The following is a 20,475-nucleotide window of genomic DNA, read 5'->3' as shown; positions in this document are numbered from 1 at the left end:
CACCCGTCGTCTGCCCCTAGAGCACAGGAGCAGACGCCGCTTGGGCCGCAGGATTGTCAGTAACCGGGGCCTGCATATGGTCCCGGTTGGCCAGGCTAGGGAATAGCTTTATCCAGATACCTGTTACAGCCAACGTTCCCACGCCCCCTATCACCACAGCCGGTACCGTGCCAAACCAGTGCGCCGTCAGCCCCGACTCGAACTCGCCAAGCTGGTTAGAGGCACCAATAAACAGGCCGTTGACCGCACTCACACGCCCACGCATTTCGTCCGGGGTTTCCAGTTGGACGAAAGCGCCACGGATCACCATGCTGATCATGTCTGCCGCGCCCAGTACGGCAAGTGTGGCCAAAGAGAACCAGAATGAAGTGGATAAGCCGAAGGCAATGGTCGCTACGCCAAACACACCCACGCCCGCGAACATGATGCGCCCCACCTGCCGTTCGATGGGAAAGCGCGCCAGGTAGAATGACATCAATAGCGCCCCCACAGCTGGTGCCGAGCGCAGCATGCCCAAGCCCCAGGGGCCGGTGAGCAGAATGTCCTTGGCGAACACAGGCAGAAGGGCGGTCGCACCTCCCAACAGTACGGCGAACAGGTCCAAGGAGATAGCGCCCAGAATGTCTGACCGGCTACGAATAAAGCGAATGCCTGCCATCAGCGAGTGCAGCGTGGGCTTGCCGGTAGGCAGTGGCGTGTCCCGCTTGGGCAAGCTGAGCATTAAAGTCAACGCGAGCAGATAGAGCACAACGGTGGGCCCGTACACCCATACACTGCCGAGCGCATAAAGAAAGCCGCCCAAGGCAGGGGCGACGATCGTTGCGGTTTGCATGGCTGATGCGGAAGCGGCTACAGCCCGGGGAAATAGGCTGGCTGGCACGATATTGGGAAGCAAGGCCTGCGTGCTAGGCATTTCAAACGCCCGCGCACCGCCCAGGCAGAAGGCGAGCACAAAGATCATGTCCCGGCTGACGCTGTCCAGGCTGCTCCCCACCACCAGCACCAAAGCTACAACCGCTTGCAAGGTTTGGCAGAGGGCCGCCACCTTGCGTCGGTCGTAACGGTCGGCAACGTGGCCGGTGTGCAACATGAACAGCACCCGTGGGGCAAATTCCACCAAGCCCACCAAGCCCAGGTCCAGCACGCTACCGGTCAACTGGTACAGGTGCCAGCCAATGGCCACAGTTAGCATCTGGAAGCCGCTGGCTGTGCAGACACGTGCTAGCCAGAAGGCAAGGAAAGGGCGGTGATGCCGTAGCAGCAGGGGGGGCGAAGTCGCCATGGGCCGACGTGTACCTTAGCAAGGCAAGGGAAGTTAGCAGCCTATCATTAGTCTGAAACAAAAAGTTGCAGGTTTTTTACAGAATGGCTTGCACTAAGCGCGCCGCTTCGAAGCGGGTGAGGCAATTGGTCACGCGGCACTGCACCGCAGCGTGAATCTGGTGGAACAGGACTACGCTATGCACTGTCATTGATCTACATCAATGCCGTGATTCTTGCCGCCTGTCAGAGGAAACCCTATGTTCGGTTTGGAGGCGCTAGACCTCGCCCGCATCCAATTTGCCTTTACTGTCTCCTTCCACATCATGTTCCCGGCCATCACCATTGGCCTGGCGAGCTACCTGGCAGTTCTAGAAGGCATGTGGCTGAAGAGCGGCAATAGCGTATATAAAGAGCTTTATCACTACTGGTCGAAGATCTTTGCCGTGAATTTCGGCATGGGTGTGGTATCCGGCCTAGTCATGGCCTACCAGTTTGGCACCAACTGGAGTCGCTTCTCAGACTTTGCAGGGGCCGTAACGGGGCCGCTGCTCACCTATGAGGTACTGACGGCATTCTTCCTGGAAGCAGGCTTCCTGGGGGTAATGCTGTTCGGCTGGAACCGCGTAGGGCGTGGGCTGCACTTCTTCGCAACTGTGATGGTCGCCATTGGTACGCTGATTTCCACCTTCTGGATTCTAGCCTCCAACAGCTGGATGCAGACGCCGCAGGGATACGACATTGTCGATGGGCGCATTGTCCCGGCAGACTGGTTCGCCATTATCTTCAACCCGTCCTTCCCGTACCGCCTGGCGCACATGGCCACGGCCGCCTTCGTTGCTACCGCATTCTTTGTGGGCGCTTCCGCTGCCTGGCACCTGTTGCGTGGCCGAAACAACCCTACCGTGCGCAAGATGTTCTCCATGGCCATGTGGATGGCGCTGATCGTTGCGCCGGTGCAAGCCATGCTGGGCGACATGCACGGCCTCAACACGCTCGAACATCAACCGGCCAAAATTGCAGCCATCGAAGGCCACTGGGAAAACGTGGACAGTGGCCCCACGCCGCTGGTGCTGTTCGGCTGGCCTGATATGGAGGCGGAAAAAACCCGCTTTGCTGTGGAAATTCCTTACCTGGGCAGCCTGATCCTGACCCATAGCCTGGACAAGCAGATCCCGGCGCTCAAGAGCTTCCCGAAAGAAGACCGCCCCAATTCCACGATTATCTTCTGGTCCTTCCGGGTCATGGCTGGCCTGGGCATGTTGATGATCGCGGTAGGGCTGTGGAGCCTGTGGCTGCGCTGGCGCGGCAGGCTGTACGATTCGCGGCTGTTCCTGCGCCTTGCCCTGTTCATGGGACCCTCGGGGATCATTGCCTTGCTGGCAGGGTGGTTCACTACCGAGATCGGCCGTCAGCCATGGGTGGTGTACGGCCTGATGCGCACGGCCAATGCCTCTTCCAACCACGATGTAGGGCAGATGAGCTTCACCCTCGGCTTGTTCGTACTGGTGTACTTCGCCGTGTTCGGCGTGGGCTTCGGCTACATGATGCGCCTGGTACGGCGCGGGCCAAAAATCGCAGAGCCGCACAGCCAGGGTGGCCCTGGGCAGATCCGCACACCTGCACGGCCCTTGTCTGCTGCCCATGAAGAAAACGAGCATGACCACCACGCGACCCCGAGCGAGAGGAACTGAGCCATGGGCATCGATCTTTCTTTGATCTGGGCCATCATCATCATTTTTGGTGTGATGATGTATGTGGTGATGGACGGGTTTGACCTGGGCATCGGCATTCTCTTCCCGTTTACGCCCAAGAACCAAGACCGTGACGTGATGATGAACACGGTCGCCCCTGTTTGGGACGGCAACGAAACCTGGCTGGTGCTGGGTGGGGCAGGGCTGTTCGCGGCGTTCCCGCTTGCCTACGCAGTAGTGCTGTCGGCACTGTACATTCCACTTATCCTGATGCTGATCGGGTTGATCTTCCGAGGTGTGGCGTTCGAGTTTCGCTTCAAGGCCAAGATGGACAAGCAGCACATCTGGGATAAGGCGTTCATCGGCGGCTCACTGCTGGCCACGTTCTCCCAGGGTGTTGCACTGGGAGCTTACATTGACGGTATCAAGGTGGTGGGGCGTGCCTATGCCGGTGGCCCATTCGATTGGCTCACGCCCTTCTCACTGTTCTGTGGCCTGGGGTTGATTGCGGCCTATGCGATGCTGGGCTGCACCTGGCTGATCATGAAAACCGGTGGTGAGCTTCAGGAACGCATGCACCAGTTGGCCAAGCCCTTGACCTTCGTATTGCTGGCATTTGTAGGGGCCGTCAGCATTTGGACCCCACTGGCCCATGGCGCTATCGCCACCCGTTGGTTCACCTTGCCTAACCTGTTCTGGTTCCTGCCCGTGCCTATTCTGGTGGTGGTCGCCACCATTGGCCTGATCAAAGCCGTGGCACAGAAAGCGCATTACATGCCGTTTCTGCTGACATTGCTGTTGATCTTCCTGGGCTATAGCGGTTTGGGCATCAGCTTGTGGCCCAACATCATCCCGCCCGCCGTCAGCATCTGGGATGCAGCTTCGCCGCCCCAGAGCCAGGCCTTTGTACTGGTGGGCACGCTGTTCATCCTGCCGTGCATCCTGGTGTATACCTTTTGGAGCTATTACGTGTTCCGAGGCAAGGTCACCATCGACGACGGCTACCACTAGGGAGGCGTGCTCATGATCAAGCCAGTTGAAACGAAGAAACCGCTATGGCAACGCGTGGGCTGGCTGGTCCTTATCTGGGTGGCCAGCGTAGTCAGCCTTGGCCTGGTGGCCGGGCTGCTACGGCTGCTGATGGCAGCTGCAGGGATGCGAAGCCACTGAAAACACGCCTTTCTTTATGCCCGCGCTCCAGCGGGCTTTTTTATGAGGTTTATCTGCTAGCGCATCAGTACTGATAAAGGCAAACAGCCAAACCTAGCAGTTCTATCAGCTTATCCTGGCTGACATCCATTGATAGGCTGCATGGGCTCGCCTTCAAAGGCTTTCAGGTATGTCGTCATATGGATGAGTCGCCTTCCTTCCTTCGCTATGTGTGCATAGGCGTTATCAATACGACGCTTCACGCGGCAGTGTTCTTTTGCTTGATCCAGGCGGACGTGGCTGATCAAAGCCTGGCAAACCTCTGTGGCTTTCTGCTCGCGGCAACCTTTAGCTATATGGCTAACGCTCGCTGGACGTTTCGCACCCAACTTTCCTTTCGACGCTACCTCTTGTTCACCTCTTTCCTGGCCCTGCTTGCGTTCGGGCTGGGGAAAGTAGCCCAGCCGCTGGGCTGGCCGCCTTTCTACACCTTCTGCCTGTTCAGTGGCTTGAGTTTGATCCTGGGATATACCTTTGCCCGTATTCTTGTATTTGGGGGGCAGGTTCGATGAGCCGTATATCGCTGGTAGTCCCCGTTTTCAACGAAGAAGCTGCAATCCCTCTGTTTTATGAAGCCGTGATGCACATGGCGGGCGAACAATGTCATACGTTCGAGATCGTCTTTATAAACGACGGCAGTACCGATGGCACGCAGAGCGCCGTCAAACACCTTATAGCCAAAGACGCAGCGGTACTGTTAATCAATCTCAGCCGAAACTTTGGCAAGGAATCTGCCTTGTTGGCGGGCCTGGAGCACAGTAGCGGTGAAGCGGTAATCCCTATCGATGTGGACCTCCAGGACCCTGTGGAGCTGATTCCGCGCTTGATCGAGCAGTGGCAGAAAGGCGCTGACATCGTGCTGGCCAAACGCATCGATCGCAGAAGCGACAGCCTGCTCAAGCGTAAGACAGCCGCCTGGTTCTATCGGCTTAATAACGCCATTAGCCAGAACCCTATCGAAGAAAACGTTGGGGACTTCAGGCTCTTGTCACGCAAAACAGTTGAGCAGCTCAAGGCTATGCCCGAGCGCAACCTTTTCATGAAGGGGCTGATGCATTGGGTGGGTGGGCGTTGCGCCATTGTCGAGTACTCACGGCCGGGGCGTATAGCGGGAAGTTCCAAGTTCAATGCCTGGAAGCTATGGAATCTGGCGTTAGAGGGTATTACGTCCTTTTCCACGCTTCCGCTTAGGGTCTGGACATACGTTGGTGCAGTGATCGCACTCTCCGCCCTGCTTTACGCAGGGTGGACAGTGGCTTCCACACTTATCTGGGGAAATGCTGTGGCAGGTTACCCCTCCCTTATGGCGGCGTTGCTTTTCCTGGGCGGGGCTCAGCTCATAGGCATTGGCGTGCTAGGTGAATACGTAGGCCGCATTTATGCCGAGGCCAAGTCGCGGCCTCGTTACCTGGTGGATAGCGTTTTGCGCCAGGAACACGTGCACACCTCGCAATGTTCAACGCAATCCGGAGAAACCCATGAAAACCAGTGATCCGCTGTCACTAAAACTGGTGACTAGCCTGTTATCCACCTGGCAAGCCGCCGGCTTTTTCTTCGCTGCACTCACCTGCTATAGCGTGCCATTGATACTGGATAACTACCCTGCGATAGATGCACCGTCACGCACCGGATTGGCGACGTCGTTGTGGTCTGAAGAGGGGCGCACGTTAAGGTTATACCTGATGCACGCATTGAACTGGAGCACGCCAACGCTGGACGTGTTTCCGTTATCGTTGCTTCTGGCCATAGCGATCATGACCTATGCACTTTGTCGCCTGGCGCATCGCTGGTTTTCCAGCCCTACAGTGATGCAATGCACATTGCTACTTCCCCTCTGGTACAACCCTTATTTATTGCCTGTACTTTCGTGGCACGAGGCTTGTATTCCGATAACGCTGTCAATGGCCATGGCGGTCATTGCCATTACGTATCAGCATCGCATCGGCCTCTTCCACTGGGGCTTTTCCTGCATATTGGTCATGGCGGGGATGAGTGTTCATGTAGCGATGCTCAACCTATTTCTCGGCCTGGCGTGTGTGGATGTGCTCCAGCGTGCCCATGCCCAGCCTGGTAACCGTGAGGCCAGGGTCTTGGCCCTGCATCACATCAAGGTCGCCGCAGGTGCTATTTCGCTGTACTTGTTGGTACGTGGGTTCGTCGCGCCTGAGCAGGTAGGGTTGGCATGGCCGACCCTGGATTCGCTCATCGCACGATCCAGTGTTGTCGCTCATACCCTGGCGTTGTTCATCACGCCACTCAATGCTGTGATCTTCATCACCGTGGCAGTGGTGGCGGTGGCTGGCTGGTGGGTCGTATTTTACCAGGCAGGCCATGTTTTTATCGGCGCACGGGCGCATCACTTCTTATTGTGCGGTTTGAGCGGAGCCGGGCTTGTCTGGGCCACTGGTGGAGTGACGCTGTTTTCCAGGCAGACTGGGCTTACGCTTGATCCATTGGCAATGATCGGTGCTGCCTCGCTGATGGTCGGCCTGCTGTGCCTTGCCTACGTAGGGCTGGTAAGGATACGGCCCGGGCTGACCTTGGCCCTTTACGCACCTTTGTTCTGCTTTCTGTCCTTCGCCTATGCGTATGGGCAAATAGTACGAGACAAACACGACCAGGAAAGCTTCACACGAGACCTTGTAGCGGCCGACCTTTTGAACCACAGTGCATTTTTTCACGCTCGGGAAACAGTCATTCTACGCGAAAGTAACGACCCTCTTTTTTCGCCGGTATGCTTGCGAAAAGGCCAGCCCCTCATGGACTATTTGTCCAATGATCATTACATGATGCTACCAGAGCACTTGGCCAAGCGAGGCCTGAACAACGTTCGCCTTCAGCCTATTCACGCTGCCGCGCCTCCGGCAGAGCCTGTACTGATCAGGCCCTTTTATCGCCTTTATCTCGAAAACGAACTGGCCTATGTGCGTCTCACCCCTACCAACACGCGGCTGGATTGCCGCTTTCTGTAGGGTGTATGAACGGCCAAGCAGCTGATAATTCGGAGGGCGCTCACTCCCATATGAAGTTTCTATGCATGGAGCAAGTGGGCGATTTGAAATCGAAGACTGCAGTGCTTTGATAGACGTATAGTTTATAGATGCAGTTTGAAGATATCGCTTTTTCAGGTGTATGAAATATGATGTCATTTGTAGTGGTAGCGAGGTGATGGAAAACCATCTGCTTATCCATGAAGCCATAATAACCGAAGTCACCGTTTTCCCTGAATGTGGGGAATACAATGCTTTTCAGCAAGGGGTAGTTAAGTAATGCAGGTCCGGTGCTAGGGGCTCTTGGGCTAGTGCCTATGAAGCTTAATTGGCTGTAGTTTTCAATGCCAATCCTCGAAAGGTCGCCTCGCATATTAATGGCAATGCCTTCATCGAAGGTGTGCTGGTTAATAACCGCTCTAAACGCAGACATCATGAAAACTGCAGAAAAAACCAAGTACAGCAAAAGAAGCCCTGCTATTGCTGGTTTTACCCTCGGCCATGCGGCGCAAGCTACGCTTGCATTGAAAATGAGCGCCGACGAAAATGCAGTGAACACCCTAGGGTCTAAAGGTAGATTTTTCAACACAAGAAGCACGCCCATTATCCCCAGCATCACGGCAAATGGGGCTAAAGCACAGAACAATGCGCGGCTGTAACGGTACCCTGTGCTCAGTTTCATGTTTAGCTGTTGGGCACCAATCCACCAGCACGCCAGCGTGCCGATGAGGAACAATGCGGCCACAGGCCATAGGCTTAAGCCAGGAAAGGCCAGCAGGCCGTAAGCGTAGGCTTTGGTCAGGTTACTTTCTAGCTGTGCAAGCCCTGCCACTGTCGGCTCTATCAACGCGCCTCTTGCCTGGTTCCAGTCATCGATCACGTAATAGGGAACGACCAAAGTTTTATAGGCTACCAGCGATAGTACGAAAGCAAGGATGATTGCTATGAAGGGTTTTATATTTTTTTGAAGCGCTTCACCTCCTGCCGCAAGCAAGAGCGTACCGCTTAACAGTATGTGTATGAGGCTATAGTTTATCGAGGTTTGATAAAGGCAGAGCGCTGCCAGGTATGAAACCCAGCTAAAGGCAAACTGAGCGACGTAACGCTCGCTGATTCTTACTGTTCCTGCAATGCTCAGGCCAACGCCGAGTAAAATAGGCAAGCAGTCGAAGGTATAAAGTAGAGGTTGGCAAATGAATGGGCTTAGCACTATACACAATGAATAGAATACGGCCATGCCGGGAGAGGCATGGGTCAAGCGTTCCATGGCCAGGGAGAGTATTAGTGCTAGGCTTGCCAAGCCTAGCACTAAAAACAAGGGGGATGTATCACTGACCACAGTAGAATAGTTGATGGCCTTTGCTAGCCATACAGCTAATGGCCTACCGTTGTTTGCCCAGTAGTCTATACTTCCCCCAACAAGCCTGGAAAAGTCATCAAGGTAATAGACGCCGCCGGGCAGAAGCGGAAGGCAAACAACTAGGGAAATCGAAAGTAATACGAGAAAATTCCGAGTTAGAATTTTTCTGTTATTGATGAGTATATGGCCATTCCAGGAGCCGAGCATTAGCTTCCTCCTAGTGGGTAGCCAAAGCATGCGATGCCATAATCCGAGTCTGTAGTTATAGCGCGAACCACGAGTGTATTTACGTCAGGCTCGAACCCTGGAGCAGGAATGGGCGCAATGCCGTCTTCTCCGTACGATTTATCAAGTTCGCCAGCGGTACCTTTTGTCATTTTTGCAAACTCCGTATAGGGGCTTGCAAACGCTACGCCAAGGGCTGCCTTGCCGGTAGCTGGCAATCTGATAGGTACCTGATAGGCAATACCTAATTATTTACGCGCTTTTAACACCACAAACTTTGGATTAGCGGCTACTTGCTCTACCCCGCGGAACAGCCGCGCCAGCTTGGTGTGGTAGCCCAGGTGACGATTGCCGACGATGTACAGCGCGCCGCCCGTGACCAGTGCCTCCCTGGCTTGCTGGAACATGCGCCAGGCCAGGAAGTCACCTACTACCTGCTGCTGGTGGAAGGGCGGGTTGCAGAGCACCACGTCCAATGAGCCTGCAGGTTGGTCGGCCAGGCCATCACCGGGGCAGATGTCCACTTCGCGATCGCCCAGCGCCGCTGCCCAGTTTTCCCGTGCCGATTGCACCGCCATATAGGACTCATCCACCAGCGTGTAACGGGCATTCGGGTTGGCCAGTGCGCTCGTGATAGCCAGCACGCCATTGCCGCAGCCCAGGTCTGCGACCTTTGCGTTACCCAGGTTGCGAGGCAGGTGGGGCAGGAAGGCGCGGGTGCCAATGTCCAAGCCATCGCGGCAGAACACGTTGGCGTGGTTGATGAGCGTAAGCGGCGGCGTGTCCAATTGGTAGCGAGTAGGGTAGGGGGACTGGGCAAGCTCTCGGGGTTGGTAGGTGGCTGTCAGCAGCCGGGCTTTTTTCACGGCCAGCGATGCCTGAACAGGCCCTATGTAGGTTTCCAGCAACTCGCCAGCCGCCCGCGGCAGGTGCTTGATCATGGCGCCAGCCACCACCTGCGTCCCGGCACTCAGGTGAGGCTGCAAGCGGATCAGTTGCTCTTCGAGCAGCGCAAGGGTCTTGGGCACACGTACCAGCACATAGTCGAACCTGCCTTCGAATGGCTCGCTGGCCGGGCGAAGGGTCAACGCGTCGTAGGGCTGGTGGTTGCGTGCCAGGTTCTTGCCCAGTGCCAGCGCACCCAAGTGCGAGTCGCCGCTGCTGACCACCTCGAAGCGCCTTGCCAGGCTGATCGCCAAGGCACCGAAACTGTCATTGAGCACCAGTACACGGGTGCTCGGCGGCAACAGCTGCGCTGCCAGGTTCGCCAGCAAGTAGTCGTCGGCAGCATCAAACGCATACAACGGTTCATTGGCCATTTCCGGCTGGCGAACCAGGTCGAGGTGGGCGAAAGCGTTGTGGAAGCGGGGCATGCGAGCACTCAAACGTGAAAAAAAGAAGAATTCTACGGGCTTTCCACACAGGCCGTCGGTGTTTGTAAGGGCACGATTGCGCCACACTACACAGCACAAGATGTGGAGGTTTCATGAGCGACGAGAAATTCACCCGCCAGCGCCTGCTGGCCGTGCACACCCTGACCCCGAACCTGTTTACGCTACGCACCACCCGGGATGCAGGCTTTCGCTTCCAGGCCGGGCAATTCGCCCGCTTGGGTGTTGCCAAGGCCGATGGCAGCGTGGTGTGGCGGGCCTATTCGATGGTTTCTTCGCCCTATGACGAGTTTCTTGAGTTCTTTTCGGTAGTGGTGCCGGGTGGCGAGTTCACCAGTGAGTTGTCGCGCCTTGGAGTAGGGGACGAACTGCTGGTGGAACGGCAGGCGTTTGGCTATTTGACCTTGGACCGTTTCCCGGACGGTCGGGACCTATGGCTACTGGCTACAGGTACAGGGCTGGCGCCTTTCTTATCCATCTTGCAGGGCTTCGAAGCCTGGGAGCGGTTCGAGCGAATTTTCCTGGTGTATAGCGCCCGCCACGGCCAGGACCTAGCGTATGCAGAGCTCATTGCTGGCTTGGAGCACCGGGACTACCTGGCTGAGTATGCCGGCAAGCTTACATTTCTCCCGCTGGTAAGCCGCGAGCCTTGGCCGGGGGCCTTGCAAGGGCGGATCACCGATGCGATTTCCGACGGCACGCTCGAACACGCTGCTGGCACCCAACTATCGCCTGAGCATTCGCGTGTGATGATCTGTGGCAACCCGGACATGGTCGAGGAGACCCGTGCGCTGCTGAAGGCCCGCGAGCTGAACCTGAGCCTCAGCCGCCGCCCTGGTGCTGTGGCGGTGGAGACCTACTGGTAGCCTGTTTCCTAAGAGCAGACACTTCAAACCAAAACCGGCTTACTAGTTTGGAGTGCCCGTCAGTAAGGCCATTAGCCTATCGGCGGATTGAGCGGCGTCACGGGCGCCGCTTTCGCATTCTGCTCCTTGAGCAGGTCGCGTATCTCGCCTAGAAGCACTTCTTCCTTGCTGGGCACTGGCGGCAGGCTTGGGGCTTTGGCCTCTTCACGCTTGAGGCGGTTAATTACCTTCACACCCATGAAGATAGCGAACGCCACGATCACAAAGTCCACCACCGTCTGGATGAATTTGCCATACGCCAGTACCACAGCAGGCGTAGCGCCGTCGGCGGGGCGCAGGGTGATAGCGAGGTCTGTGAAGTTGATGCCACCGATCAGCAAGCCGAGCGGCGGCATGATGATGTCGCCCACGAACGACGACACGATCTTGCCGAAAGCGGCACCGATGATGATACCTACGGCCAGGTCGACTACATTGCCTTTGACGGCAAAGGCTTTGAACTCTTTAAGCAAGCTCATGCATGAATCCTTTTTTGCAGGTTAGAGAATTCTGAAGCCGGTGTTACACGAACTGCTGTCAAATCAGTGTGTTGCCGCTTCAGCCACTGTTTTACCAGACCGGCATCAAACCGATTAGTTTTGTTGCAACCCACTCGGCGTGGTCCCGCTCAAGCGTATGATAGGTGCCTTTTCCAGTGGAGTATCCCGATGGCCAAGGCCAAACGCATGTATGGCTGCACCGAGTGCGGTGCGACCTTCCCAAAGTGGGCAGGGCAATGTGCCGAGTGCGGTGCCTGGAATACCCTGGTGGAAACTATGATCGAAAACACCCCGGCGGCCTCTGGCACTGGCCGTGCCGGGTGGGCGGGTGAGCAGGCGTCGCTTAAAACCCTGGCTGAAGTGAGCATTGTAGAAATTCCACGGTTTTCCACTGCTTCCGCTGAGCTTGATCGCGTGCTGGGCGGCGGCCTCGTGGATGGCTCGGTGGTATTGATTGGTGGGGACCCTGGCATCGGCAAGTCCACCATCCTGTTGCAAACCCTGTGCAACATGGCCGAGCGCATGCCGGCGCTGTATGTCACGGGGGAGGAGTCCCAGCAGCAGGTGGCCATGCGGGCGCGCCGGTTGGGCCTGCCCCAGGACAAGCTCAAGGTAATGACCGAAACCTCCATCGAAAGCATTATTGCCACGGCGCGGGTGGAGAAGCCCAAAGTGATGGTGATTGATTCTATTCAGACCATCTTTACCGAGCAGCTGCAATCTGCACCGGGCGGCGTGGCGCAGGTGAGGGAAAGCACTGCGCTGCTGGTACGCTTCGCCAAGCAAAGCGGCACGGCGGTCTTCCTGGTAGGGCACGTAACCAAAGAGGGCTCCCTAGCGGGCCCTCGGGTGTTGGAACACATGGTGGACACCGTGTTGTACTTCGAAGGGGAATCCGACGGGCGGCTGCGTTTGTTGCGGGCGGTGAAAAATCGTTTTGGCGCAGTGAACGAGCTGGGCGTTTTTGGCATGACCGACCGTGGCCTCAAGGAGGTATCTAACCCTTCGGCGATCTTCCTTAGCCGGGCGCAGGAGGAAATTGCTGGCAGCGTGGTCATGGCGACCTGGGAAGGTACGCGCCCCATGCTGGTAGAGGTGCAGGCGCTGGTCGATGACAGCCACTTGGCCAACCCTCGCCGGGTTACGTTGGGCCTGGACCAGAATCGCCTGGCCATGTTGCTGGCGGTGTTGCATCGCCATGGAGGTATTCCTACCCATGACCAGGACGTGTTCCTGAACGTGGTAGGGGGTGTGAAAGTGCTGGAAACGGCGTCGGACCTTGCGCTGATGGCAGCGGTGATGTCCAGTTTGCGCAACCGGCCCCTGCCGCACGGCCTGCTGGTGTTTGGTGAAGTGGGCCTGTCAGGTGAGGTGCGGCCTGTGCCCAGTGGCCAGGAACGCCTGAAGGAAGCGGCCAAGCATGGTTTCAAGCGCGCTATCGTGCCCAAGGGAAATGCGCCTAAGGAGGCGCCCGCAGGGCTTGAGGTGGTAGCCGTAACGCGTCTGGAGCAGGCGTTGGACGCGTTGTTTGAATAGCGCGCCACCTTGACCGAAGCCATGGGGCAGGGTAAACCCGTATTTTAAGCCTGCGAAGGAAGCCCCATGGTGAACGCCCCACGCCCCACCCCGCAGATCAAGGCTGTGATTTTCGACATGGATGGCCTGCTACTGGACACCGAAGGTATCTATACCGAGGTGACACAGGCCATTGCCCAGCGGTACGGGAAAACCTTCGACTGGAGCCACAAGCAGCACATCATTGGCCGCGGCGCCCGAGACCTGGCGCACTACGTGGTCACCGCATTGGAGCTGCCGATCAGCGTGGATGAGTTTCTGGACATCCGCGCGCCCCTGATGACCGCTCGCTTTCCCGAGGCGTTGGGCATGGTAGGGGCTGAGGCTCTGGTGCGGCACTTGAAGGCCAACGGGGTGCCTATCGCCGTCGGCACCAGCTCATCCAGCACCTATTTCAAGCTCAAGACACAGCAGCACGAGGAGTGGTTTTCACTGTTCGACACTATTGTGACGGCCGATGACCCCGAGGTGGGCGCTGCCAAGCCGGCGCCGGATATTTTCCTCGTGGCCGCACGCCGATTAGGCGTAGCGCCGGCCGATTGCCTGGTGTTCGAGGACTCACCCTTCGGCGTGACTGCCGCCAAGGCTGCCGGCATGTATGCCCTGGCCGTGCCGGATTCGGCTATGGACCCAGAGAAGTACACCCATGCTAATGGCCGGCTCGGCAGCTTGCTGGAGTTTGAACCGCAGGCGTGGGGGTTGCCTGCGTTTCCTTGAGGCTTAGCCTACCAACGCACTCAATTCCCGCTCCAGTTCCGCCTCGTCGCCCAGGTTCAGCTCCACCAGGCGGCGCAGGTGGCTGATGGAGTCCAGGTCGATATGGGTGCATTGAAAGCCCAGTTGGCCGTTGTTGTCATGGCGCAGCTCGGCTTCCATGGCAATGGGGGCGTCCTCGCCCAAGGTAATGGCAACGGCAAAAGGAAGGGCAGGGTCTGCCGCCCAGTCGGCCGGGCGAGATACCAGCAGGCCTTTCAGGGACAGGTCCAACAGGGTGACCTCCCACTGCTGGTTGCCCTGGGTGAGCGTAGTGAGTGCATCAAAGGCGATGCGCTTGAAGCGACGACGGTCTTCTGTGGTGGTCTGGGACATGGTACTTCCTCGATAAGGCCCCCGCCGCGCGGGATGATGTCTATGCTGCCGTGGCTGTGAGTGCTCGGCAATGCCTATGTGCCTTTTTTGCGACAACCTTGCCAAACCCTTAGCCAGATACACAGGGATTGCGCGTCCCACCTCGTAAGGGGGTGTGCTGTGTGGCAAGTGTAGCTAGACTTGAGCCGGATTTATCCGTTCCCATTTGCTGGAATACAAAACATGAAAAACAATAATAGCCTAGCCCGCCATCTTCCCTGGCTTGCGCTGGCAGTGATCGGGGCATGGTCGCTCGGCGTTGTGGCCCTGCGTCGGGGTGAAAGTGTCAACGCGCTATGGATCGTGGTGGCATCCGTTGCCATCTACCTCGTCGCGTATCGCTATTACAGCCTGTTCATTGCTGAGAAGGTGATGCAGCTGGACCCTCGGCGGGCCACGCCTGCCGTACTGAATAATGACGGGCTGGATTACGTCCCCACCAACAAACATATTCTGTTCGGGCACCACTTTGCAGCCATCGCGGGTGCAGGCCCGTTGGTGGGCCCCGTGCTGGCCGCGCAGATGGGCTACCTGCCAGGCACGCTGTGGCTGATTGCCGGGGTAGTGCTGGCAGGCGCTGTTCAGGATTTCATGGTGTTGTTTCTGTCCACGCGCCGTAACGGCCGCTCCCTGGGCGACATGGTGCGTGAGGAAATGGGCCGTATTCCCGGTACCATCGCGCTGTTCGGCTGCTTCCTGATCATGATCATCATTTTGGCGGTGCTGGCCCTGATCGTGGTCAAGGCACTGGCCGAAAGCCCCTGGGGTGTGTTCACGGTTATGGCGACCATTCCAATTGCCATGTTCATGGGGCTATACATGCGTTTCATACGCCCCGGTCGCATTGGCGAAATCTCATTGATCGGCGTAGCGCTGCTGCTGGCATCGATCTGGGCGGGAGGGCAGGTGGCGGCGGACCCGGTCTGGGCAAAAGCCTTCACGTTTACCGGCGTACAGATCACCTGGATGCTGATCGGCTATGGCTTTGTTGCAGCAGTGATGCCGGTATGGTTGATTCTGGCGCCCCGTGACTATCTGTCTACCTTCCTCAAGATCGGCACCATCATCGCGTTGGCTATCGGCATTCTGGTCACCATGCCCGAGCTTCGTATGCCTGCGCTTACTCAGTTCACCGATGGTACAGGCCCCGTATGGAAGGGCACCTTATTCCCGTTCCTGTTCATTACCATTGCCTGTGGCGCAGTATCAGGGTTCCACTCGCTCATTGCGTCCGGAACCACGCCCAAACTGCTGGATAATGAAGTCAACGCCCGTTACATCGGTTATGGCGCCATGTTGATGGAGTCTTTCGTAGCGGTCATGGCCATGGTAGCGGCCTCTGTGATCGAACCTGGCGTGTATTTCGCCATGAACAGCCCGGCAGCGGTAGTCGGTGGCGATGTCACGGCGGTTGCCGCCGCAGTAAGCCACTGGGGCTTTGCAATTACCCCGGATGCCCTTCAGGCGGTAGCCCACGACATCGGCGAAAATACCATTCTGGCCCGTGCAGGCGGCGCGCCTACCCTGGCAGTGGGTATTGCGCAAATTCTTCATGGGTTGATGCCAGGCCAGAACGCAATGGCCTTCTGGTACCACTTTGCGATCTTGTTCGAAGCGCTGTTTATTCTTACGGCCGTGGATGCGGGCACCCGGGCAGGGCGATTCATGCTGCAGGACTTGCTGGGCAGCTTTGTCCCCTCCCTTAAGCGCACTGAATCGTGGGGAGCCAACCTGATCGGTACAGGAGGTTGCGTCGCGCTGTGGGGCTACCTGTTGTATCAAGGTGTCATTGATCCGCTGGGCGGTATCAATACCCTGTGGCCGCTGTTCGGCATCTCCAACCAAATGCTGGCCGGTATTGCACTCATGCTAGGCACTGTGGTGCTGATCAAGATGAAGCGCCAGCAATACATTTGGGTCACGCTGCTGCCTGCGGCTTGGCTGCTGATCTGCACCACAACGGCAGGCTTTATCAAATTGTTCGATGCCAACCCGGCAGTCGGCTTCCTGGCATTGGCAAAGAAATACAGCGACGCGCTGGCGGCAGGGCAGGTGATCGCGCCGGCCAAGGACATCAACCAGATGCAGCATGTGATCTTCAACGCCTATACCAACGCCACTCTGACGGTGCTGTTCCTGTTCGTGGTGCTGGCCGTGCTGGTGTTTGCGGTCAAAGTGGGTTACGCGGCCTTGGGCAAGCGCGACCGTACAGACAAAGAGGCGCCTTTCCAGGCACTCCCGGACGCTTGAGGAGCTGATCGATGTTCAATGACCTGAGCCGGTTGGGTAAGTACCTGGGGCAAGCAGCACGCCTGATGGTAGGCATGCCGGACTATGACAACTACGTGGAGCACATGCGCAAGACCCACCCGGAGCAGGCAGTAATGGACTACGAGGCCTTCTTTCGCGAGCGGCAAGAGGCGCGCTACGGCGGCGGCAAGGGTTCGCCCCGCTGTTGCTGAGGCCCGTTCCTCGACAGGGGGCGGCCAACCCGCCCCCTGCCTACACACTGCATGACTTGGGAGGCCTTTGTGCCCACGCCTATTGCTGTGACAGTACTGAGCGGTTTTCTCGGTGCTGGCAAAACAACGTTGCTTCGCTACTTGCTACAGGCCGAGCATGGTTTGAAGCTCGCAGTCATCGAAAACGAATTCAGCGACACCAGTATCGATACGCAACTGCTGGGCAGCGAACCTGTACAGGTCGTAACCCTGGCCAACGGGTGCGTCTGCTGCAGTATCCATACGGATTTGACCAATGCCTTGTTTCTGCTGCTTGAGCGCCTGGACGCAGGGGAGATCGCCTTCGACCGGCTAGTGATCGAATGCACGGGCCTGGCAGACCCCGCCCCTGTGGCACAAACCTTCTTTATTGAAGAGGCGCTGCGTGATCGGTACGTGCTGGATGGCATTGTGACCCTGGTGGACGCCGCACATGCTGCTGAACATCTGAAGCAGACGATCGCCCAGGCTCAGGTTGGTTTTGCGGACCGCTTGCTGGTCAGCAAAACCGACCTGGTCACGCCTGAAGCGTTCGAGGCGTTGAGCCAGAGGCTGGCTCGCATCAACCACCGCGCCCCTGTCCGCGTGGTGGATCATGGCGAAATCGACCTGTCCGAGTTGCTGGATATTCGCGGTTTCAACCTTAATGCCGAGCTTGGGGTAGGGCTTGGGGCGCGGCCTATGCTGATTGGCGTCGGCACCGACCGGATCCGTAGCCTGGTGCTCCGTACGCCAACACCTCTGAATATCGATCGGTTGAGCGCTTTCATGAACCAACTGCTGGAAGACCATGGCCGCCAGCTGTTGCGCTACAAGGGCGTGCTCAATATTGAAGGCGAGCCACGCAAGCTGGTATTCCAGGGAGTGCTCAAGCTGTATGGCTTTGACTGGGATACCGAGTGGTCAGCAAACGAGGCTCGCGAAAGTACCTTGGTGTTCATTGCTGATGACCTGCCTGAAGACGTTATTCGAACGGCCTTCGAGCAGCTTTGAAGCACTTGGCAAGGGTCAGACTTCGTCGGGCGTGCGGATCAAGGTGAGTTGAAAGGCAGGCAGCGGCGGCCTCGGCCCTGCCGTAGCCAGGCTATGGCACGCCACTGCTGGCTTGGGGTCAATGGATGGCAAGTACTGCCAGGCTTATCTGTAAGGGGTCAGGCGCACCAGGGCCGATAAGCAGCAGGTTGTCTCTTTGCCCGCGATAAGCCGCGATGGCAGGCCCTTCCGGAAGGCATAAGCTGACCTCCAGATAATCCGGGGGCATACCAGGATCGGCTAGCGGTTCGCCGTTCAGGCCACGCAAGGCGAACGGGGCAGGCATTGCATGGCCCAGGCAGAGGTAGCCATAGGCTAGATAAGCCATCTGGTTTTCAAGCGGGCCGCAGGCAACGCGAAGGTGGTAAAACCCATCAACAGGTGTGAACGTCAAGGTCAGCGGCTCATCGAGGTAGGTGGTAGGGTCAATCGCCAGGTAGTGATCGGCGCCCCCAATGTCGCTTGTTTTGCCAAGGGTTTTCAACGTGTGCAATGCGCCTTGCCCAGCATGGATCTCAGCGGTGAAGGAGAAAGGATAAGGGTAGGCCATGCCTGCATCCTCCAGTAGGAAGCGGGGTAGCCAGCCGGTCAAGCCTGGCCAGTGAGCCCCCGCATTGTTGTCCGTCTGTTTTTAAGGTTCAGGCGTTGAGCCAATCGACTTCACGCTCGACGATATTTACTGTGAACGTGGTTAGCAGGGTGGAAGGGTGTTGAGCCAGGTAGCCGGCACCCGGCGCAATGCCTTGCAGCGAAACCGCTGTACGTGAATCAGCTGATTCGAGCGTTATCTCCATGGCGTCTGTGAGGTTCGGCAAGGTGACCGCTGCGCCTGTGGCAGCATCGCCAAGGCGCCAAAGTGGCGGATCGACTCGGCCTATGTTGGCACTGATCAACACCCCTTGTGGCGAGCTGAACAGGCCGTCGCCAAAGTGGCGACCGCTTCGTACATACAGTCGGTAGGCACCGTTGGAGTGGCGGAAATACAGCAGAACAGGGGTGACGCCTGGGATCACGTCGAACGTAACAAGCCCCAGTTCACGCTCATGGTCAAGTGCGCCCGGCCTGTCATCGACGGTGCCCAATGCAGAGGTGGCGTCGAAAAGCCTGGGTTGAGATGAACCCGATGTAACCGGGCCTGCGATCACAGGCCCGCGTGTCCATTCTCCCAATATGATGACCGGTTTGTTCCCGCAGGAAAGCGTAGCGGTAAATGAAAGAGATTTGTCTGACGGCATGGCGACCTCCTGGTCTATGTGAAAGCCCAGCCTAGGCTTGCCTGCACACCCTACTATTGCTGCCATTGCACGTCGCAGACGGAACCCGTTCCGCTGACCAGGCACAAAAAAACCGGCCTGAGCCGGTTTCTTTGCAAGCCGGGGTATCAGTTGCCGTATACCGGCAGCTTGGCACAAATGGCCTTGACCTTTTCGCGCACGGCGTCGATCACGGCTTCGTTGCCCAGGTCGGCCAGGATGTCGCAGATCCAGCCTGCCAGCTCGCGGCATTCGGTTTCCTTGAAACCACGGGTGGTCACCGCTGGCGTACCAAAGCGCAGGCCGGAGGTCACGAACGGGGAGCGTGGGTCATTGGGTACTGAGTTCTTGTTCACGGTAATGAACGCACGGCCAAGGGCTGCGTCTGCATCCTTGCCGGAGATGTCCTGCTTGATCAGCGACAGCAGGAACAAGTGGTTTTGCGTGCCGCCGGAGACCACATCGAAGCCACGCTCGATAAATACTTCGGCCATGGCCTGGGCATTCTTGACCACCTGCTGTTGGTACACCTTGAATTCCGGTTGCAGCGCTTCCTTGAAGCAAACGGCCTTGGCAGCGATTACGTGCTCCAATGGCCCGCCCTGAGCGCCGGGGAACACGGCGGAGTTGAGCTTTTTCTCGATGTCCGGGTTGCTGCGTGCCAGGATCAGGCCGCCACGTGGGCCGCGCAGGGTCTTGTGGGTGGTGGTGGTTACCACATCTGCGAAGGGAACCGGGTTAGGGTACACGCCAGCAGCAACCAGGCCCGCTACGTGGGCCATGTCCACGAACAGGTAGGCCCCCACCTTGTCGGCGATTTCGCGGAAGCGCGGGAAGTCCAGCAATTGAGAGTACGCAGAGAAACCCGCCACGATCATCTTGGGCTTGTGCTCGACCGCCAGGCGTTCCACTTCGTCGTAGTCGATCAGCCCATTGGCGTCGATACCATACTGCACGGCGTTGTACAGCTTGCCGGAGGCCGACACGGAAGCGCCATGGGTAAGGTGACCGCCGTGTGCCAGGCTCATGCCCAGAATGGTGTCGCCGGCCTGCAACAGCGCCAGGTACACCGCTGAGTTGGCCTGTGAACCGGCATGGGGCTGGACGTTGGCGTAATCAGCACCAAACAGCGCCTTGGCGCGGTCGATAGCCAGTTGCTCTACCACGTCCACGTACTCGCAACCGCCGTAGTAGCGCTTGCCCGGGTAACCTTCGGCATATTTGTTGGTGAGCACCGACCCCTGGGCTTCCATCACCGCAGGGCTGGTGTAGTTCTCGGAGGCGATCAGCTCGATGTGCTCTTCCTGACGCAGGGCTTCTTGCTCCATTGCGGCGAAGAGGTCAGCGTCGAACGTGGCAAGGGTCAAATCACGGCTGAACATGGCGGTCCTCGTGGATCGGCAGAGAGAAAGCGTACATTCTACAAGATTGCAGCCTGCCAAGCATATGAGC

General features: G+C 57.7%; 20 protein-coding genes. 12 read left to right on the top strand and 8 right to left on the bottom strand.

Annotated elements, in window-relative coordinates:
- Nucleotides 1-16: 16 nt before the first annotated feature.
- Nucleotides 17-1,282 (bottom strand): MFS transporter, encoded by a 1,266-nt coding sequence (locus ACSAMW_RS11585; protein WP_500590457.1) that lies wholly within the window; start codon nt 1,280-1,282, stop codon nt 17-19.
- 238 nt (nt 1,283-1,520) lie between these two features.
- On the opposite strand from ACSAMW_RS11585, the gene ACSAMW_RS11580 reads away from it, so the two are divergent.
- From ACSAMW_RS11580 to ACSAMW_RS11555, 6 genes are all read left to right on the top strand, one after another.
- Complete coding sequence (locus ACSAMW_RS11580; protein ID WP_500590456.1) at nt 1,521-2,954, top strand: cytochrome ubiquinol oxidase subunit I; 1,434 nt, start codon at nt 1,521-1,523, stop codon at nt 2,952-2,954.
- Nucleotides 2,955-2,957: 3 nt separating this feature from the next.
- Nucleotides 2,958-3,965 (top strand): cytochrome d ubiquinol oxidase subunit II, encoded by a 1,008-nt coding sequence (gene cydB, locus ACSAMW_RS11575; protein ID WP_168084115.1) that lies wholly within the window; start codon nt 2,958-2,960, stop codon nt 3,963-3,965.
- 12 nt (nt 3,966-3,977) lie between these two features.
- Nucleotides 3,978-4,124: a DUF2474 domain-containing protein gene (locus tag ACSAMW_RS11570; RefSeq protein WP_500590455.1), complete on the top strand. Its 147-nt coding sequence runs from the start codon at nt 3,978-3,980 to the stop codon at nt 4,122-4,124.
- 179 nt (nt 4,125-4,303) lie between these two features.
- Nucleotides 4,304-4,675 (top strand): GtrA family protein, encoded by a 372-nt coding sequence (locus ACSAMW_RS11565; protein ID WP_500590454.1) that lies wholly within the window; start codon nt 4,304-4,306, stop codon nt 4,673-4,675.
- Nucleotides 4,672-5,655: a glycosyltransferase family 2 protein gene (locus ACSAMW_RS11560; protein WP_500590453.1), complete on the top strand. Its 984-nt coding sequence runs from the start codon at nt 4,672-4,674 to the stop codon at nt 5,653-5,655. Before ACSAMW_RS11565 ends, ACSAMW_RS11560 begins: the two co-directional genes overlap by 4 nt.
- On the top strand, nt 5,642-7,135 hold the full coding sequence (locus tag ACSAMW_RS11555) for a hypothetical protein (protein WP_500590452.1): 1,494 nt from the start codon (nt 5,642-5,644) through the stop codon (nt 7,133-7,135). The genes ACSAMW_RS11560 and ACSAMW_RS11555 overlap by 14 nt, the downstream gene beginning before the upstream one ends.
- Before the next feature lie 40 nt (nt 7,136-7,175).
- Here the strand turns inward: ACSAMW_RS11555 and ACSAMW_RS11550 are convergent, their stop codons facing one another.
- Both ACSAMW_RS11550 and ACSAMW_RS11545 read right to left on the bottom strand, forming a co-directional pair.
- Nucleotides 7,176-8,720 (bottom strand): glucosyltransferase domain-containing protein, encoded by a 1,545-nt coding sequence (locus ACSAMW_RS11550; protein ID WP_500590451.1) that lies wholly within the window; start codon nt 8,718-8,720, stop codon nt 7,176-7,178.
- Nucleotides 8,721-8,986: 266 nt separating this feature from the next.
- On the bottom strand, nt 8,987-10,111 hold the full coding sequence (locus ACSAMW_RS11545; protein WP_500590450.1) for a methyltransferase: 1,125 nt from the start codon (nt 10,109-10,111) through the stop codon (nt 8,987-8,989).
- Nucleotides 10,112-10,224: 113 nt separating this feature from the next.
- Between ACSAMW_RS11545 and ACSAMW_RS11540 the strand changes: the two genes are divergently transcribed.
- Nucleotides 10,225-10,995, top strand: a complete 771-nt coding sequence (locus ACSAMW_RS11540; protein WP_500590449.1) for a ferredoxin--NADP reductase — start codon at nt 10,225-10,227, stop codon at nt 10,993-10,995.
- A gap of 71 nt (nt 10,996-11,066) precedes the next feature.
- Here ACSAMW_RS11540 and mscL read toward each other — a convergent pair whose 3' ends face one another.
- Nucleotides 11,067-11,513 carry a large-conductance mechanosensitive channel protein MscL gene (gene mscL, locus ACSAMW_RS11535; protein WP_500590448.1) on the bottom strand — a complete coding sequence of 149 codons (447 nt, stop codon included), beginning with the start codon at nt 11,511-11,513 and terminating at the stop codon, nt 11,067-11,069.
- Between the two features lie 189 nt (nt 11,514-11,702).
- Between mscL and radA the strand changes: the two genes are divergently transcribed.
- Nucleotides 11,703-13,070 (top strand): DNA repair protein RadA, encoded by a 1,368-nt coding sequence (gene radA, locus ACSAMW_RS11530; RefSeq protein WP_168084105.1) that lies wholly within the window; start codon nt 11,703-11,705, stop codon nt 13,068-13,070.
- A 66-nt stretch (nt 13,071-13,136) separates the two neighbouring features.
- On the top strand, nt 13,137-13,826 hold the full coding sequence (locus ACSAMW_RS11525) for an HAD-IA family hydrolase (RefSeq protein ID WP_500590447.1): 690 nt from the start codon (nt 13,137-13,139) through the stop codon (nt 13,824-13,826).
- Between the two features lie 3 nt (nt 13,827-13,829).
- On the opposite strand, the gene ACSAMW_RS11520 is transcribed toward ACSAMW_RS11525, so the two are convergent.
- The gene (locus ACSAMW_RS11520; protein ID WP_168084102.1) at nt 13,830-14,198 is read right to left on the bottom strand and encodes a PilZ domain-containing protein; all 369 of its coding nucleotides are present in this window, start codon (nt 14,196-14,198) and stop codon (nt 13,830-13,832) included.
- 222 nt (nt 14,199-14,420) lie between these two features.
- Between ACSAMW_RS11520 and ACSAMW_RS11515 the strand changes: the two genes are divergently transcribed.
- The 3 genes from ACSAMW_RS11515 to yjiA all read left to right on the top strand — a co-directional run bounded on the left by ACSAMW_RS11515 (nt 14,421) and on the right by yjiA (nt 17,731).
- Nucleotides 14,421-16,487, top strand: a complete 2,067-nt coding sequence (locus tag ACSAMW_RS11515; protein WP_500590446.1) for a carbon starvation CstA family protein — start codon at nt 14,421-14,423, stop codon at nt 16,485-16,487.
- A gap of 11 nt (nt 16,488-16,498) precedes the next feature.
- Nucleotides 16,499-16,699, top strand: a complete 201-nt coding sequence (locus ACSAMW_RS11510) for a YbdD/YjiX family protein (protein ID WP_500590445.1) — start codon at nt 16,499-16,501, stop codon at nt 16,697-16,699.
- Between the two features lie 69 nt (nt 16,700-16,768).
- A complete protein-coding gene (yjiA, locus tag ACSAMW_RS11505) occupies nt 16,769-17,731 on the top strand; it encodes a GTPase (RefSeq protein WP_500590444.1) in 963 nt (320 codons plus the stop codon).
- Between the two features lie 118 nt (nt 17,732-17,849).
- On the opposite strand, the gene ACSAMW_RS11500 is transcribed toward yjiA, so the two are convergent.
- From ACSAMW_RS11500 to glyA, 3 genes are all read right to left on the bottom strand, one after another.
- On the bottom strand, nt 17,850-18,320 hold the full coding sequence (locus ACSAMW_RS11500; protein WP_500590443.1) for a hypothetical protein: 471 nt from the start codon (nt 18,318-18,320) through the stop codon (nt 17,850-17,852).
- 88 nt (nt 18,321-18,408) lie between these two features.
- Nucleotides 18,409-19,005, bottom strand: coding sequence for a hypothetical protein (locus tag ACSAMW_RS11495; RefSeq protein ID WP_500590442.1), 597 nt, complete (start codon nt 19,003-19,005; stop codon nt 18,409-18,411).
- 146 nt (nt 19,006-19,151) lie between these two features.
- The gene (glyA, locus tag ACSAMW_RS11490) at nt 19,152-20,405 is read right to left on the bottom strand and encodes a serine hydroxymethyltransferase (RefSeq protein ID WP_500590441.1); all 1,254 of its coding nucleotides are present in this window, start codon (nt 20,403-20,405) and stop codon (nt 19,152-19,154) included.
- Nucleotides 20,406-20,475 lie beyond the last annotated feature (70 nt).

This window comes from Pseudomonas sp. AB39(2026), assembly GCF_059831485.1.
The sequence above is the reverse complement of the archived record's forward strand: the minus strand, read 5'-3'. Positions and strand labels throughout refer to the sequence as shown.

Bases quoted from the DNA above. Each gene is read 5' to 3' on its own strand.
- ACSAMW_RS11565 (WP_500590454.1), top strand. From the start codon at position 4,304: ATGGATGAGTCGCCTTCCTTCCTTCGCTATGTGTGCATAGGCGTTATC.
- ACSAMW_RS11545 (WP_500590450.1), bottom strand. From the start codon at position 10,111: ATGCCCCGCTTCCACAACGCTTTCGCCCACCTCGACCTGGTTCGCCAG.
- ACSAMW_RS11585 (WP_500590457.1), bottom strand. From the start codon at position 1,282: ATGGCGACTTCGCCCCCCCTGCTGCTACGGCATCACCGCCCTTTCCTT.
- ACSAMW_RS11515 (WP_500590446.1), top strand. From the start codon at position 14,421: ATGAAAAACAATAATAGCCTAGCCCGCCATCTTCCCTGGCTTGCGCTG.
- cydB (WP_168084115.1), top strand. From the start codon at position 2,958: ATGGGCATCGATCTTTCTTTGATCTGGGCCATCATCATCATTTTTGGT.
- ACSAMW_RS11495 (WP_500590442.1), bottom strand. From the start codon at position 19,005: ATGCCGTCAGACAAATCTCTTTCATTTACCGCTACGCTTTCCTGCGGG.
- radA (WP_168084105.1), top strand. From the start codon at position 11,703: ATGGCCAAGGCCAAACGCATGTATGGCTGCACCGAGTGCGGTGCGACC.
- ACSAMW_RS11570 (WP_500590455.1), top strand. From the start codon at position 3,978: ATGATCAAGCCAGTTGAAACGAAGAAACCGCTATGGCAACGCGTGGGC.
- ACSAMW_RS11540 (WP_500590449.1), top strand. From the start codon at position 10,225: ATGAGCGACGAGAAATTCACCCGCCAGCGCCTGCTGGCCGTGCACACC.
- ACSAMW_RS11560 (WP_500590453.1), top strand. From the start codon at position 4,672: ATGAGCCGTATATCGCTGGTAGTCCCCGTTTTCAACGAAGAAGCTGCA.
- ACSAMW_RS11520 (WP_168084102.1), bottom strand. From the start codon at position 14,198: ATGTCCCAGACCACCACAGAAGACCGTCGTCGCTTCAAGCGCATCGCC.
- ACSAMW_RS11580 (WP_500590456.1), top strand. From the start codon at position 1,521: ATGTTCGGTTTGGAGGCGCTAGACCTCGCCCGCATCCAATTTGCCTTT.
- ACSAMW_RS11525 (WP_500590447.1), top strand. From the start codon at position 13,137: ATGGTGAACGCCCCACGCCCCACCCCGCAGATCAAGGCTGTGATTTTC.
- mscL (WP_500590448.1), bottom strand. From the start codon at position 11,513: ATGAGCTTGCTTAAAGAGTTCAAAGCCTTTGCCGTCAAAGGCAATGTA.
- ACSAMW_RS11500 (WP_500590443.1), bottom strand. From the start codon at position 18,320: ATGGCCTACCCTTATCCTTTCTCCTTCACCGCTGAGATCCATGCTGGG.
- ACSAMW_RS11510 (WP_500590445.1), top strand. From the start codon at position 16,499: ATGTTCAATGACCTGAGCCGGTTGGGTAAGTACCTGGGGCAAGCAGCA.
- glyA (WP_500590441.1), bottom strand. From the start codon at position 20,405: ATGTTCAGCCGTGATTTGACCCTTGCCACGTTCGACGCTGACCTCTTC.
- ACSAMW_RS11550 (WP_500590451.1), bottom strand. From the start codon at position 8,720: ATGCTCGGCTCCTGGAATGGCCATATACTCATCAATAACAGAAAAATT.
- ACSAMW_RS11555 (WP_500590452.1), top strand. From the start codon at position 5,642: ATGAAAACCAGTGATCCGCTGTCACTAAAACTGGTGACTAGCCTGTTA.